Consider the following 14,750-nt stretch of genomic DNA (forward strand, 5'->3'; position numbering starts at 1 on the left):
GATAACAGAAATGTTACTACATATAAGGACAGATTGATACGCCAAAGCAAAATGAAGAACTAACATCGCAGGCCAGATCTGACCGGATGGCTGTAGGCCGCCGCAGAGAAACAGAGCATAGATGGCTTTAAGTACCGTATGAGAATACCGGAATCACTTGACAGATTCTGTATTAGAACTTAGAGTAAAATAAAATTCACATAAGAAAATAAAGCGGTTCAAATGCAAGAATTGTGAAGGGAGGGTATCATGATTCATTATATAAATGATGATAAAGAACTGGATTCAGATGTCTTTATTGAAATGGCTAATCAAATATGGCCTGGCTCGTATGATGCTAAGCGGATGCAGGAGGCCATTGGCAGAGAACTGATGTCACGAGCCGCAGATATTTCCCCTACATCCCTGTTTTTCGGGGCTCAGCCTGAAGCAGAAGGATTCTACGAAAATCTCGGAATAGAGAAATCGCTGCAGTCATTTTTTATCAGGAAGGAGTAAATATGGATATTTTTAAAGTCAAGGACAGAAATCCAATGTTGATAGAACAGCTTGAGAGGGTCTGGAAAGAATCTGTAAAAGAAACCCTGTCCCCATCCTTATTGGTAGGATAACACTATCAAATATTAAGTAGGACACAAAAATGGAAGAAAACACAAGCTTTATACCGGAAATCTACATCGGTGAGAATTGGAACTGGTTTATCAACAACTATGACACAGGAGTAAAAGCAAGAGGTGATGATGGCATTACGCCACACATCGGTGCCAATGGCAACTGGTTCATAAGAGAGTCCGACACGCAGGTGCCGGCAACTGGTCCGGCCGGTCCACAGGGAATCCAGGGACCAAAGGGAGATAAAGGAGAACCGGGGCCGGTAAACATTGCCGATAATCTTGATACCACGGTCGAGGGTTATGCATTAGATGCCAGGCAGGGTAAGATACTGAATGATAACATGAAAGAGCTGATAAAGGTGGATTACATCTCACAGCAGATTAGTTTGATTCCATCAGGGGGCAGCAATTATAACGTACAGATTCCTTATTCTGTCCCAGAAGGAAGGGTCGGATATGAAAGGTAAAGTCGTTGTAGTAGGACTGGGGCATTTAGGTGCCCATGTGATGCAGATGCTCGCACTCAGGGGGATTGCAGATGAAGTGGTAGGGATTGATTATAATAATGAGAAGGAATACGGAGAAACCAGAGATCTGGCCGATATGGCGGCCTATCTGCCCAAACAGTGTAAGATACGAAGTGGAAGCTATCGTGATTTGAAAGATGCAGAGGTACTGGTTATCACAGCCAGCGGAAGGATATGTGATGAAGACCGCCTGAAAGAACTAGATGGCTCTATAGCGGTCATAGACAGGATAATACCTGAAATACAGAAGAATAAGTTCTCCGGTATCGCAGCAGTGCTTACGAATCCATGTGATCTGGCTGCATACTACCTCGACCGCAAGATTGGTGCCCAGGTGAAAGCAGGCGGCGCAAATTTGGACGGACAGCTGACGAGGGAGCAGATGCAAGAGATTGAGCGGGATACGATAGAGGCTGCCTGCATGATTGCACTCAGCAAGGGAAGTACGGAATTCGGCATTGGAATGGCAGCCACGGAACTAATCAAGGCAATCTGCGGGGATGAAAACAGGGTTCTCCCCTGTTCCGTCAATCCAGAAGGGTATTATGGGCAGGACGGCTGCTTTGCCAGCATCCCGTGTATCGTGTCGAAGAATGGCGCCAGACCGCTGCCGGAGATGGAGATGACAGAACAAGAGGCAGAACGATTCCAGGCTAGCTGTGATATGCTGAGGAAGATTATCCGGGAAAAGTTCGTCTAGAAGACCCGTCTGATTCAGACGAGTACATGCTTGACCTTCCTGTGCGGAGGATGGTTTAAGATAAGATAGGAGGGCAGAGATGTACAGAATCGGCCAGTTTTCTAAAATATCAGGATTAACAGTAAAGGCATTGCGCTATTATGATGAGGAGGGAATCTTAAAGCCCTCCTACAGAAATGAAGAGAACCAGTACCGGTACTATAGCGACGCAGACGTAGAAAAGGCCAGACTTATCAGCTTTTTGCGTTCGCTGGAATTCTCTGTAATGGAGATCCGAGAGATAGCCGGTACGGTTGAAAGCGAGGAGGAGCTGGCATGTATACTTCAGGAGAAGGTTAAGCTTATTGAAAGCAATATTGCCAGGGAGAAGGAGCTCATACGAAGAATCAGCAAGAATATCATTCCCCAGAAGGACAGACAGGAGTATAATGAATATAGAATCGATACGGCAGTTATTGAGGAGGAGCTTGTGGCTTCTGTCCGGTTTACGGGAAGATACAGTGACACTGGGAAATATGTCCGGCAGCTTTATAAAGCAGTGGGCCATAACAAGCATGGTAATCACTTTAACTGCTATTATGACGAGGCCTGCATGGAGACCGCGGACATTGAAGTATGTGTGCCCGTGAAGAAAAGATTTGCCGATACCGCAGTCTCAATTAGAACGCTGCCTGGAATTACAGCATTAAAAACAGTGCACCATGGCAGTTACGATACATTATATCTGGGATACAGAGCAGTATTCGAATATGCGAACAGACAAGGCCTCCAGCTGCTTAGCCCGTCAAGAGAAATATATGTCAAGAGTCCGGGTATCATATTTCAGGGCAATCCTGCCGATTATATTACAGAGATTATCCTGCCCTTACAATTTGATAAGGAGCAAGAGAATGGAACAGATTGTAAAGAACTTTAAGACACAGGGAGGAAAACACTGCATCACGAATTCACTGAAGCAAATCTTCACCTATTATGGATACGCGATGTCAGAGGAGATGATGTTCGGGCTTGCTTCGGGCCTTTCATTTTTGTACATAAACCAGTCCTCATCCCCTATGATAAATGGAAGGACGAAAGTATTCGAGTTTGAGAAAAAGCTGGCGGAACGTCTGAACATTAAGACTGGATGCCGGTCCGGCAAAGATTATGACCGTATCAGTGCCGTATCAAAGCACATGATAGATACTGGAAATCCGGTCTTGATCTATGTAGATATGCCTTATATGAGCTACTTGGGCATGGACAAGGACAGCCATTTTGGAGGACATGCGGTAGAAGAGACATGCCGGACGATGTTGAATCCTCCCGCACAGCTTCTTGGAATAAACGGAATCATGAAGTTTTCAAAAGAAATATTAAAGTGGGAAAAATTTGATTCCGCGAAACTGCGGCAGGCGGGAATGGTAAACTATTTTCAGATTAACGAATCAGGCGGAACAGGCGGTGGAATCTTCCGTAGCATGTACGGCCACTTTCTGACGGAGGCTGCGCATATATTAGAAGATGATACGATTGCCTCATTAGGCCAGGAGTTCATCCGTGCCTCTGAATTGTGGGATAGTATAGCAGACGGCCTCTGGCAGCTTTCTCTAGCGGGCGACACGGCGCTCCTAAAGAAACTGTCACGCTCCATCCGGTACATCTATGATATAGAAAAAACACTGTATCTATCGCTTGAAAAAGCCATCAACAGTACGTGCCTGTCCTAAAACTAAAGGGCAGGGGGGGAGGGAATATGAAAAACAAAAGAAAGTTTATGGGGATACTGTTTTTTGCTATCTTCACAGTAATCCTCCTCCTTTGTATAGCCTATCAGCTATGGGCAGATCCGCACCGGGGAGAAGTAGAAGAAGCAAAGGCCTCCCTTCCTGTAGACGCGATGCTGACAAAGGAGCAGGCAGTCGCTGATATTGACTATGTGCTGAATCACATAGAATCACGGCATCCTGCATGTATGGATGGTCTGCCGGATGTGGTGAAGACGCAGGGGGATAAGGAGAAGGAGGCAATGGGCAGCAGCGTCAGCGTACTGAACCTGTGGCAGTCCACAGCCAGGATCATGGCCCTTATGAATGACGGACATACCTCGGTAATGCCTTATTATCCTGGTGCGGTACCCCGGCTTCCGTTCCGGTGCAAAAGAGACGGAGGCAGCCTTACATGTGATGGCAGTAAGTATGACGGATACCGAATACTATCGATAGGGGGCATCAGCGAAGAAGAGTTGTACAGAACCTTTCTCCGTCAGTCTTCGTATGAACTTGAGGGATTTGCCTCTGTCTTGTATGCGAACCACATAGACAGGAAGGACTACCTGAAGTTTCTGGGCGTCGAAGCGGATACGGATGTAGATATCGTAATGGACACACCGAATGGAGAAGTGAAAGAAACGCTCCGTTTAGAGGAAACAGACCTCTCGGCCCGTAACAATGATTCATTCGTCAGCTTTGAAATCGATGAGGAGAAGAATGTGGCGGTACTGACCTTGAAGGAATGTAACTATAACGATGAGTACATAGATACTTTGAAAGAGTTTTTCAAAGCTGTAAAGGAAAAGCAGATTGGCAGCATTGCAGTTGACCTGAGATATAACGGAGGGGGCAGTTCCTATGTAATCAATGAATTCCTGCGCTACATCGATATAGATGAATATTATATTTTCGGTGATATAGATGTCAGATACGGACCGTTTCTTCTGACAGACGAAAAAGAGCTGATATATAACCAACAGGAAGAGGGACTTGTTTTTGACGGAAACGTATACGCACTTACTTCTTCCGGTACCTTCAGTGCGGCTACTGATTTTGCCATGGCAGTCACGGACAATAATCTGGGATACGTAGTAGGGAGCGTGTCAGGAGGAATGCCGTCTATATATGGCGACCTGGTGCAGTTCCAGACGCCAAATGCCAAGCTGCTGTTCACGGTATCATACAAATATTTTCACAGGCCTGACCCTGGTAAAGACGCAGAGCCTTTAAAACCGGATTATCCGGTGGAGGCCGGCAGTGCTTTGGAGGAGGTGTACAGGCTGGCAGGACAGTAGAGGATGTACTAAAAAAGCGGCGGAAAGCGCCGCTTTTTTTGTGCCTGACAATTCAATGGTTTCCTGGAGTCTCATGCATTGGGCAGAAATCGCTGAACTTACTACTGATACGGTCAATTTTCCTGTGCCTTCAGATAATGAAACAGGATGTCGATAAATTCTCCATTAGTAGGTTTTTGAGTAATAGGATATCCGGCTATCTTTATAAGAAAAGTCTGATTACCCTTATACCAGCAGTTGGACACTACGGTACGGATACAATGCTCGACGTTATCTCTGCTCGTGTTATACTTTCTTGCTACATCTACGTATAGGGATTTATATACGGAGAGCAGATAACGTTCGTCAAGCATACACAGATGAAGAGCATATTGTAGATAATAGAACCCCTGGTACGTTGAGCGAATCCCAAGCTTAAGTATGAGGTTGTTGATTTCTTCCACACTTCTTCCTCCTTCCATTAAAATTGAGGGCAATAAGTAATTGTATCTAATTTAACAATAAAATAGTGATAAAGGGAATGGAAAAGATAAAAATAGAAATAAACAGATAAGAATAGTCCTAAATCGACGAGAACATATATAAAAAGAGGAAACAGATTACTCTGCTTCCCCGTCTTTTACTATATCCTCAAGTACATGAATCAAGTCATGGATGTTCTCCAGCCGGACGTCTCGCTCGAGGATACAGTTTTTCAAGTTGATAGACAATGATTCAAATTTATCCCTGATTGCAGGGGCAACATAAGATGCCATGGAATCACCTCCGCTGTTAGTGTGCGGAGAATCGGGATAAATATGCGGATGGGGCGGTATAAGGTCAAATGATAAAAAGCAACCAGACTTCCATAAAAATTCTGATTGCTCTTTTTCATTGTAAATTCATTCTCACTAAAAGCAGATGACGGGAATCGAACCCGCCTCTCCAGCTTGGGAAGCTGGCATTCTACCGATGAACTACATCTGCGCATATACCTGTACAAAAAATATTATAGTCCATAGGCCAGAAAAAATCAAGGAATGAATTTAATTTTTTACCTGACTGGCACGAGCTGGATAGATGTGCTTGAAACGGTCAGTGTCGTACCTTCCGGAAGGCTTACATTTTTGAATTCGTGTATACCGAAGCCGTTGCCTCCAGGCCCCATAATTTCGTTGATACCGCCGTCGTACAGGTTGGAAGAAGAGACATTGCCATTACCTCCTGTTCCGATTACATTGTATACGCCCGCCGGGAAATCTGTGCCTGCGGCGAAATTGCCGCTTCCAAGATCTACTGCCTCTTCCGGTACCGCAGAGCGCGGCTTCTGAGCAGATACATCGGCTTCCGGGCTGCTCAGACGGATTACTGACGTGCCCCTGATGGAGAGCTCCACACCTTTTTTCAGAACAGCATGATTGAACGAGTCGATGGAATACTCATCTTTCGGATTGGACATGACTTCGTTCAGACCACCGGAGAACATGTTGCTGGATGATACATTTCCACTTCCGCTAACCGCTGTCAGCGTGTAGGTTCCGGCCGGAAAGTCGATGCCTGCCGTATAGATGCCTGCACTGAAATCACTTTCATATGCCTCAGCCGCTGGAGCTTCTTTCTGGACTTCCTTTTTGGCCTCCTGCTTTGCAGGCGCTGCCGTCTGGACAGGATAAGCCAGGGTAGCATCCTCTTTGGGCGTATCCGGTGAAAACAATCCCCAGATTGCCATGAGGGCAATGATGACGGTGATTACTATCTTGGTAACCTTCCCCCACTCTTTATATCTCTACATAAGGAACAGCCCTACAGGGAAGAAAAAGATAAGGAACAAGACGATTACCCAAGTCTTCGCATACCATTTCTCCACGGTATACTGATAAGCCGAATCTGCATAGTTAAATGGCTTGTACTCTCTGGAATCTTCCTTCTTCTTTTCAGACGGCTCTATTTGTGTATCACAATAGGGGCATGTATTGCCCTCCATATTGCCGCCACAGTTTGGACATTTCATATAAAACCTCTCATTCCTGATACTGTTGTCAAATTATATTACAGTGCGTAATGGCCGATGATTCTGCCTATCTCGACAATATTGCTTCTGCCGGTAAACTCGAACTTCACTTTTCCTAATCCGCTGAAATACATTTCCAGTTCACTGTCCATATCGAGTACGCCGGCCGTTTCTACGGAAAATACGCTTATCTTTGAATATGGCATGGATGTAAAATCCTTTTTCTTACCGGTCATCCCCTGGACATTGACAGAGATAACCCGCTTATCCGTAAATAAGCAGTAGTCACGAATGCCCTTATACACTCCGATTACCTGTTCCCCGTCAATCAGCAGTGGCGCAATGTCTTTCATTACGACAGAAGGGTCGGTCTCCTTGAGTTTGACGTACTCGCTGTTCTTGAAATCAATCATGATTGTGTCCTCTCTTTCCTTTGCTATTGTAAAATTGGTATGTAGTAACAGCGTTATTATAACATGCTGTGAGAGAAAGTGAAAGCGATTTTTCCTGTGATAATATGGAAATAAAGACGTTGCATTTTGTATAGAAAGATAATATAATCTTCTTATGTTTTATACAGGAGAAAGCGGCATTTTAAATGTAAAAAGAGGGATAGATTATGAAGAAAAGAGTAGTAGTAGCATTGGGGCACAGAGCACTTGGGACAACACTGCCGGAACAGAAAGAAGCTGTAAAGCATTCGGCAAGGACTATCGCCGGACTCATAGAAGCAGGTTACCAGGTGGCGATTACGCACAGCAATGCGCCCCAGGTCGGTATGATCCATACCGCTATGAATGAATTCGGCAGGGCACATCAGGACTATACGGCGGCACCCATGTCGGTATGTTCCGCCATGAGCCAGGGATACATCGGTTATGACCTGCAGAACGGCATACGGGAAGAGCTGCTGAACCGTGGGATCTACAGGACGGTGAGCACGATACTGACGCAGGTTGTCGTAGACCCGTATGACGAGGCATTCTATACGCCGAACAAGGTGCTTGGACGTTATATGACTGCGGAGGAAGCCAATGAGGAGCGGAAAAAAGGGAACTATGTTGTGGAAGAGCCGGGAAAAGGCTTTCGGCGTGTCGTGTCTGCCCCGAACCCGGTCAGCATCGTAGAGATAGACGCGATAAAGGCCCTGATGGATGCCGGCCAGGTTGTCATCGCCTGCGGTGGCGGCGGCATCCCTGTACTGCAGCAGGACAATCACCTCAAAGGCGCCAGCGCGGTTATCGAAAAGGATCTGGCAGCAGGCAGGATGGCAGAAGAAATCGATGCCGATGAGCTCATTATCCTGACAAGCGTGGAGAAAGTCAAGATTCATATCGGCAGGCCGGAGGAAGAAGAGCTCGGCCAGATTACGGTAGAACAAGCGAAGGAATATATGGACGCGGGACATTTCGGTAAATATAACATGCTGCCCAAGTTCCGCGCCTCGGTTGATTTTATCGAAAAGAGAGAAGGCCGCTGCGCGCTTATAACTTCCTTTGACAGACTGGATGCGGCACTGAAAGGAAAGACAGGGACTATCATAAAAAATAGCGTCAGTTTACAAGGGCACAATCGCCTCGCACCGTAGTTTTTGGCTTAGTTGCTGCATAAACTGGAGCATCACGGAACATACTATGGAAAAATGCGAGGAGGAGTGACCGATGAAAGCCAGAGTAAATGAAGGATGCATTTCCTGCGGCGCCTGCGTGGCAGTCTGCCCGGAGGTGTTCCGTTTTGATGATGACGGTATCGCGGAGGCATATGCCGATGTGGAGCCGGAGTACGAAAGCACGGCAAAAGATGCAAGGGACGGATGTCCGGTGTCTGTTATAGATATTGAAGAATAAAAGGAATGTACATGACACATTGAACGGGAAGGCGCTGCGCCTTCCCGTTTTGGCGTTACGGACCGATAAAGAAGAGGTGTTCGACTTTTCTGATGTGGAGGAGATATAGGTATGGAAGACTACAGGAACAAATTAAAGCGCAGTATTATATTTGAAAGCATATTTGCAGCAGTGTCAGTAGCAGTAATTGTCTTAAGCTATATGAGGGCAAGCGCCATGGATGCGTCGGAACGTGCGGGGAGCTTTTTCCAGGGATTTCAGGCGGGGATGTTTACCGTGTGGGCGGGAGTAATGCTCTATGGAATATTCGTGTCGGCCAAGGCGCTCAGGAGCAGGGAATATCTGCGGAAGCTGTACATCAAAGAGCATGATGAACGGACGCTTGAGATATACACGAAAGGCCAGGCAAAGGCATACAGGCTGTGCCTTATAGCATTCATGACTGCATTGATCATAGCCGGATATTATAATACGACGGTATTTATACGCTCATGGTTGTCACGGCTTTTTCAGCAGTGTGCGGCGGTCTGATGAAAATTATTATGTCCCGTTCATTATAATTTTGTTGACAAACGGGGAAAAAAGAAATATTATTGTATTAGCATAATGATACAAAAATTTATGAGGAGCACAGTTATGATTGAGATTAAGAATTTGACAAAAATCTATAAACTGAATAAGAAGCAGATGTTGGAATCCAAGACGAAGAACCCGATGAAAACTGCTGTAGACAATCTGACCCTGGATGCACATGAAGGCGAGATATACGGCCTTCTGGGTCCGAACGGTGCCGGAAAGACGACGACGCTCAGATGCATCGCAACGTTGATCAAGCCAACGGAAGGAGAAATCTACGTCGGTGGACATGAGGTCCAGAAGGAACCCGAGGCGGTAAGGGAAAGCATCGGATTTCTCACAAGTGACATAAAGCTGGATGAACAGTTTGATGTAGATTATATGTTCGGATTTTTCGGGCGTCTGCATAATGTCCCGCAGGATGTGCTGGCAAAACGGAAAGAGGAGCTGTTTACATACTTTGGAATCAAAGATTTTGCCCACAAGCAGATCAAGGAACTATCTACAGGTATGAAACAGAAGGCAGCGATAGCGGTGAGCCTCGTCCATAACCCGGACATCGTAATCTTCGACGAGCCGACCAACGGGCTTGATATCATTACTGCGAGAAGCGTAACCGACTATCTCAGGAAGCTGCGAGATGACGGGAAGCTTGTCATCGTATCCACGCATATCATGTCTGAGGCGGAGAAGCTGTGTGACCGTATCGGCGTGATAATTGAAGGAAACAAAGTGGCCGAGGGCACGCTGGCGGAACTGCTTAAGATGACCGGCACCGATGATTTGGAAGATGCGTTCTTCGAGCTGTACAAGGAAAGAAAGGGGGAACTGTAAGATGAACGGAATCAAGCAGATATTTGGGAAAGAGATGGCCAGAGTCTTCAAAGACAAGAAGATGGTGTTTTCCGTATTCTTTCTCCCCGTACTTATCATGATATTGATTATGACGATTATCAGCGGTCTTATATCCAATATGGAGGACGATATAGAGTCCCATGAATCCGTAGTGTATGTTGCGAACGAGCCTGCCAGCTTTAAAGCCTTCCTCGGCGACAGCAAGCAGGAATTCAAATCCAGGCGCATTGACGGCAGCGGGATGGAGAAAGCCAAGAAGGATATCCTTGACGGCAAAGCCGATCTGATTATAGAATTTCCGGATGGATTTGAAGACGCTGTCGGCGGCTATGAAGCCGGAAAGACGATTCCTCAGGTAAAGACGTACTATAACCCTTCCGAAGATTACTCTCAGGCGGCATATGAGAATATTTCAGGGGGTGTTCTGGAGGCTTACCGGCAGACGCTGCTTGCGGGGCGTGTCGGGGATCTGGCGCAGCTCACCGTGTTTACGGTGAATTCGGATAATGAAGATATGATTATCCAGGACGATGAGAAGGCAAGCGGCAAGGCGATTGGTATGATGCTGCCGTACTTTATCACTATTCTCCTGTTCGCGGGGGCAATGGGTATCGGAACGGACATGATAGCAGGAGAGAAGGAGAGAGGAACGATGGCGAGCCTGCTCGTATCGCCGGTCAAGAGAAGTTCCATCGTCCTTGGCAAAGTATTTTCCCTTATGACAATCTCTGGGATATCCTCTCTCATATATGTGATTGCGATGGTCGTATGTGCGCCTCTGATGATGAAGTCGATGGTAGGTTCTGGGACGGACGGTCTGAATATCAATCTGAGCGTACAGCAGGTAGTGATGCTCGGCGCTCTCCTTGTGGCGATCGCTTTCCTTTATTCGAGCATCATCGCTCTGATTTCTGTGTTTGCCAAGTCTACGAAAGAGGCAAGTACCTATGTGATGCCGGCTTATATGCTCGTGCTTGTCATAGGGCTTCTGACGATGTTCACGACAGGGGACCCGACACAGACTGACTACTATATACCGTTGTATAACAGTGCGCTTGTGATGAAGGGAATACTCGGTCAGAACGTGACTATGGTGCAGTATGGCATCACCCTGATAGAGACGCTTGCAATCGGCGGCGTACTCCTGGGCGTCATCGTCAAAGCCTTCCAGAGCGAAAAAGTCATGAACGTCTGACACTTTACATCCGCCTGCATATACTGTCAATAAGAAGCAGATGCAGACGGAGGGGGCCAGGCCCCTTTCCAAAGGGGCCTGGCCCCCTTGTGCATTCTGCACGATTCGGGAGGAAGTACGCTGTATGAGACTAAGTGAGCTTCAGAATAAAGAAGTAATCAATACTTGTGACTGTAAACGGCTTGGATACGTTGCAGACCTGATAATGGATGACTGCGGGTGCCACGTAGAAGCTATCATTATTCCAAAGTCGGGCAAATTCTGTGGATTTTTCGGCGATGGGAGCGAGTATATCATTCCGTGCAAATGTATCAAAAGAATTGGTCCGGATGTCATACTGGTAGAAATTCACGAAGAGGCAAAATAAAGGGAAAAACTGGCAATGTTGTTTGACTTCTGCCGATGCAGCAGATATACTATATGTATTACAGAAGAAAGGATTTGGGTCAAGATGAAGTGTCCATACTGCAACCACCTAGATACAAGAGTCATAGATTCCAGACCAGCGGAGGACGGCAGCTCCATCCGCAGAAGACGCTCCTGCGATGTGTGCGGCAAGCGGTTTACCACATATGAGAAGGTAGAGACGATTCCGCTCATCATCATCAAAAAGGACAACAACAGAGAACAGTATAACCGCAAGAAGATTGAGAACGGTGTCCTCCGTGCTTGTTATAAGCGCCCGGTATCCGCAGATGCCATACAGCAGACGGTGGACTCTATTGAGACGAAGATTTTCAGTCTGGAGGCAAAGGAGATTCCGAGCAGCACGATTGGAGAGATCGTCATGGAAGAGCTCAAAGGGCTGGACGAGGTGGCTTATGTCAGATTTGCTTCCGTGTACAGGGAGTTTAAAGACGTCAATACCTTTATGGATGAGCTGAAAAAAATCCTGGATAATTAGGAATACGTGTAAGAAGGTATTTACGAAATATGTCGTATAGTGTTAGAATAAGGAAGAAGCAAAGGAACATGTTTGCTTCTTCCTTTTTACTGTTTTCCGGGTGACATCCGTTCGATAAGAATACATAATAATCGCGGAAACAGATGATGATAAGTAGCAGAGAACAGACGTAGATTCAGATTGGGTGAGATGCAGATGAGAACGTATAAATTAACCGTATCATACGACGGAAGCAGATATCAGGGTTGGCAGAGACAGGCCACGACAGATAATACGATACAGTTCGTGCTGGAGTGGAGCATAGGGAAACTGGTCGGCTACAGGGTTCATGTGGACGGCTCGGGCAGGACGGATGCCGGCGTACATGCCAGAGGGCAAGTGGTGAGCGTAAAGCTGTCCAAACTATATGACCCTCAGGAGTTTAAAGATTCTCTGAACAGGTATCTGCCGGAAGATATCAGGATTGTCAAAGCAGAGCTTGTCAAAAACGGGTTCCATGCCCGCAAGAGCGCAAAGGGTAAAAAGTATGAATACTATATCGACTGCCGTGAGAAGCCGGACGTCTTTTCCCGCAGATATTGCTACCACTATCCGGAGAAGCTGGATATCGAGGCGATGCGGAGCGCGGTCGAGTACCTCGTCGGCGTGAAGAATTTTACGAGTTTTACGGACGACAAAGACTGTGGGGATCCTATCCGCAGAATTACGAATATCAAGATCGTAAGCACAGGAGATAAGGTCCGTATCACATACTATGGTACGGGATTCCTCTACCATATGGTGAGGATACTGACCGGCACGCTGCTGGAAATCGGAACCGGAAAAAGGGATGCGTCCATGCTCCCGGTCGTGATTGCGGCAGAGGACAGGAGCCTGGCAGGTTTCCTTGCCCCGGCAAGAGGCCTGTTCCTTAGAAAAGTATATTATTAAGCAAAGAAGCAAGACTTGATTGGAGGACGATAGATGAAGCTAATTTCATGGAATGTAAATGGAATCCGCGCCTGTGTACAGAAAGGGTTTATGGATTTCTTTCAGGAAGCGGATGCAGATATCTTCTGCATCCAGGAGACGAAGATGCAGGAAGGGCAGCTTGAACTGGATACGCCCGGCTACTACCAGTATTGGAACTATGCAGAGCGGAAGGGATATTCCGGGACTGCCATATTCACGAAAGAAGAGCCGCTGTCCTTTTCGTGCGGCATCGGGATAGAAGAACATGACAAGGAAGGCCGGGTCATCACGCTGGAGTTCGGGGATTTCTACTTTGTGACGGTGTATACGCCGAATGCCCAGAGCGAACTGGCAAGGCTGCCATACCGTATGCAGTGGGAAGATGCGTTCCTGGCCTATCTCAAGAAGCTGGAAGAGGATAAGCCGGTCGTCTTCTGCGGCGACCTGAATGTCGCGGCAGAAGAGATCGACCTGAAGAATCCGAAGACGAACAGGAAGAATGCCGGATTTACAGATGAAGAGCGGGACAAGTTCCGTAAGATAAAAGAATCCGGCTTCATCGATACGTTCCGTCATTTTTATCCGGATACAGAAGGGATCTACTCATGGTGGTCCTATCGTTTCCGGGCAAGAGAGAAGAACGCAGGCTGGCGTATCGATTACTTCTGTGTGTCGGAAAGCCTGGAGGACAGGCTGGAGGATGCGAAGATCCACACGGACGTCATGGGTTCGGACCACTGTCCGGTAGAACTGGATCTGCGCTAAAAGCCCCCGTCGATGCCTATGATCTGCCCCGTCATATATGACGGGGCAGCTGCTATGTTCCAAATCATTTCCGCAGCTTCCTCGGGGGTGCCGAACCTGCCTGACGGAATCTCGTCTGCCAGCTGTGCACGTTCTTCCACGCTTAGCTGGCCATTCATCACAGTGTCGATGACACCGCACGCCATAGCATTCACCTGTACGTTGCTTGGTGCCAGTTCCTTTGCCAGAGCCTTTGTAAGTCCATTCACCCCGCCTTTGGAGGCTGAATAAGCGGCTTCGCAGGAGGCGCCGGAGCTCCCCCACATGGATGAGACATTGACGATTGTCCCACGCTTCCTGCGGACCATGGGTGGGACCGCAGCACGTGAACAATAGAAGACGGACGACAGGTTCGTCTGTATGACACGGTTCCATTCCCCGTCGGTCATATCGCTCAACAGGCCGATGTGGGCACATCCGGCATTGTTGACCAGCACGTCCAGGCAGCTGCACCTGCTGTATATAAAGGTGAAGATCTTATCAACATCCGCGGAATCTCCCACGTCACCGGTAACCATGTCACAGGTCCCTCCTGCTGATAATATTTCTCTTTTTACATCTTCCAGTGCGTCCGCAGAGCGCCGGCAGTTGAGAAACACATGATAGCCTCTGGCGGCAAAAAGAAGGGCGGCAGCTTTTCCGATACCTCTGGAAGCACCCGTAATGAGGGCATATTTTGACATTTGGCATATCCTCCTTAGCCTGTTTTCAACAATTCTAAAAAAAGTCTTAAATCGTAAT

General features: G+C 47.1%; 21 protein-coding genes and 1 tRNA gene. 15 read left to right on the plus strand and 7 right to left on the minus strand.

What is annotated here, in order from left to right; genetic code table 11:
* Window positions 1–249: 249 nt before the first annotated feature.
* The 6 genes from E1963_RS11645 (at window position 250) to E1963_RS11670 (ending at window position 4,887) form a co-directional block, all read left to right on the plus strand.
* The gene (locus tag E1963_RS11645) at window positions 250–498 is read left to right on the plus strand and encodes a hypothetical protein (RefSeq protein WP_132278157.1); all 249 of its coding nucleotides are present in this window, start codon (window positions 250–252) and stop codon (window positions 496–498) included.
* A gap of 142 nt (window positions 499–640) precedes the next feature.
* Window positions 641–1,081 carry a hypothetical protein gene (locus E1963_RS11650; protein ID WP_243117701.1) on the plus strand — a complete coding sequence of 147 codons (441 nt, stop codon included), beginning with the start codon at window positions 641–643 and terminating at the stop codon, window positions 1,079–1,081.
* Window positions 1,071–1,841 carry a lactate/malate family dehydrogenase gene (locus E1963_RS11655; protein ID WP_132278159.1) on the plus strand — a complete coding sequence of 257 codons (771 nt, stop codon included), beginning with the start codon at window positions 1,071–1,073 and terminating at the stop codon, window positions 1,839–1,841. The genes E1963_RS11650 and E1963_RS11655 overlap by 11 nt, the downstream gene beginning before the upstream one ends.
* A gap of 79 nt (window positions 1,842–1,920) precedes the next feature.
* The gene (locus E1963_RS11660; protein ID WP_132278161.1) at window positions 1,921–2,757 is read left to right on the plus strand and encodes a MerR family transcriptional regulator; all 837 of its coding nucleotides are present in this window, start codon (window positions 1,921–1,923) and stop codon (window positions 2,755–2,757) included.
* Window positions 2,732–3,550: a BtrH N-terminal domain-containing protein gene (locus E1963_RS11665; RefSeq protein ID WP_132278163.1), complete on the plus strand. Its 819-nt coding sequence runs from the start codon at window positions 2,732–2,734 to the stop codon at window positions 3,548–3,550. The genes E1963_RS11660 and E1963_RS11665 overlap by 26 nt, the downstream gene beginning before the upstream one ends.
* Before the next feature lie 26 nt (window positions 3,551–3,576).
* The gene (locus E1963_RS11670) at window positions 3,577–4,887 is read left to right on the plus strand and encodes a S41 family peptidase (protein WP_132278165.1); all 1,311 of its coding nucleotides are present in this window, start codon (window positions 3,577–3,579) and stop codon (window positions 4,885–4,887) included.
* Between the two features lie 113 nt (window positions 4,888–5,000).
* Here E1963_RS11670 and E1963_RS11675 read toward each other — a convergent pair whose 3' ends face one another.
* The 6 genes from E1963_RS11675 to E1963_RS11690 form a co-directional block, all read right to left on the minus strand.
* A complete protein-coding gene (locus E1963_RS11675) occupies window positions 5,001–5,348 on the minus strand; it encodes a sporulation initiation factor Spo0A C-terminal domain-containing protein (RefSeq protein WP_132278167.1) in 348 nt (115 codons plus the stop codon).
* Window positions 5,349–5,486: 138 nt separating this feature from the next.
* Window positions 5,487–5,642 carry a hypothetical protein gene (locus E1963_RS19740; RefSeq protein ID WP_006442578.1) on the minus strand — a complete coding sequence of 52 codons (156 nt, stop codon included), beginning with the start codon at window positions 5,640–5,642 and terminating at the stop codon, window positions 5,487–5,489.
* A 140-nt stretch (window positions 5,643–5,782) separates the two neighbouring features.
* A tRNA-Gly gene (locus tag E1963_RS11680) sits at window positions 5,783–5,853 on the minus strand.
* 67 nt (window positions 5,854–5,920) lie between these two features.
* Entirely contained in the window at window positions 5,921–6,595 is a 675-nt protein-coding gene (locus E1963_RS11685) for a hypothetical protein (protein ID WP_243117702.1), read from the minus strand.
* 57 nt (window positions 6,596–6,652) lie between these two features.
* A complete protein-coding gene (locus tag E1963_RS20680; protein WP_243117703.1) occupies window positions 6,653–6,877 on the minus strand; it encodes a hypothetical protein in 225 nt (74 codons plus the stop codon).
* A gap of 38 nt (window positions 6,878–6,915) precedes the next feature.
* Complete coding sequence (locus E1963_RS11690; RefSeq protein ID WP_049727210.1) at window positions 6,916–7,290, minus strand: PH domain-containing protein; 375 nt, start codon at window positions 7,288–7,290, stop codon at window positions 6,916–6,918.
* A 206-nt stretch (window positions 7,291–7,496) separates the two neighbouring features.
* Between E1963_RS11690 and arcC the strand changes: the two genes are divergently transcribed.
* From arcC to E1963_RS11735, 9 genes are all read left to right on the plus strand, one after another.
* Window positions 7,497–8,465, plus strand: a complete 969-nt coding sequence (arcC, locus tag E1963_RS11695; RefSeq protein ID WP_132278169.1) for a carbamate kinase — start codon at window positions 7,497–7,499, stop codon at window positions 8,463–8,465.
* A 73-nt stretch (window positions 8,466–8,538) separates the two neighbouring features.
* Window positions 8,539–8,724, plus strand: a complete 186-nt coding sequence (locus E1963_RS11700) for a ferredoxin (RefSeq protein WP_049727212.1) — start codon at window positions 8,539–8,541, stop codon at window positions 8,722–8,724.
* A 111-nt stretch (window positions 8,725–8,835) separates the two neighbouring features.
* Window positions 8,836–9,255 (plus strand): hypothetical protein, encoded by a 420-nt coding sequence (locus E1963_RS11705; protein ID WP_132278171.1) that lies wholly within the window; start codon window positions 8,836–8,838, stop codon window positions 9,253–9,255.
* A gap of 105 nt (window positions 9,256–9,360) precedes the next feature.
* A complete protein-coding gene (locus E1963_RS11710; protein WP_132278173.1) occupies window positions 9,361–10,134 on the plus strand; it encodes an ABC transporter ATP-binding protein in 774 nt (257 codons plus the stop codon).
* Window position 10,135: 1 nt separating this feature from the next.
* On the plus strand, window positions 10,136–11,350 hold the full coding sequence (locus tag E1963_RS11715) for an ABC transporter permease (RefSeq protein WP_132278175.1): 1,215 nt from the start codon (window positions 10,136–10,138) through the stop codon (window positions 11,348–11,350).
* Window positions 11,351–11,474: 124 nt separating this feature from the next.
* Entirely contained in the window at window positions 11,475–11,717 is a 243-nt protein-coding gene (locus tag E1963_RS11720; RefSeq protein ID WP_066579014.1) for a YlmC/YmxH family sporulation protein, read from the plus strand.
* 84 nt (window positions 11,718–11,801) lie between these two features.
* Complete coding sequence (gene nrdR / locus E1963_RS11725) at window positions 11,802–12,254, plus strand: transcriptional regulator NrdR (protein ID WP_049728268.1); 453 nt, start codon at window positions 11,802–11,804, stop codon at window positions 12,252–12,254.
* Window positions 12,255–12,449: 195 nt separating this feature from the next.
* Window positions 12,450–13,184: a tRNA pseudouridine(38-40) synthase TruA gene (gene truA, locus E1963_RS11730; protein WP_049727218.1), complete on the plus strand. Its 735-nt coding sequence runs from the start codon at window positions 12,450–12,452 to the stop codon at window positions 13,182–13,184.
* 33 nt (window positions 13,185–13,217) lie between these two features.
* Entirely contained in the window at window positions 13,218–13,970 is a 753-nt protein-coding gene (locus tag E1963_RS11735; RefSeq protein ID WP_132278177.1) for an exodeoxyribonuclease III, read from the plus strand.
* Here the strand turns inward: E1963_RS11735 and E1963_RS11740 are convergent.
* Window positions 13,967–14,692, minus strand: coding sequence for an SDR family NAD(P)-dependent oxidoreductase (locus tag E1963_RS11740; RefSeq protein ID WP_132278179.1), 726 nt, complete (start codon window positions 14,690–14,692; stop codon window positions 13,967–13,969). The two genes, E1963_RS11735 and E1963_RS11740, sit on opposite strands and share 4 nt — an antisense overlap.
* Window positions 14,693–14,750 lie beyond the last annotated feature (58 nt).

This window comes from Extibacter muris (genome assembly GCF_004345005.1).
Lineage (GTDB): Bacteria > Bacillota > Clostridia > Lachnospirales > Lachnospiraceae > Extibacter > Extibacter muris.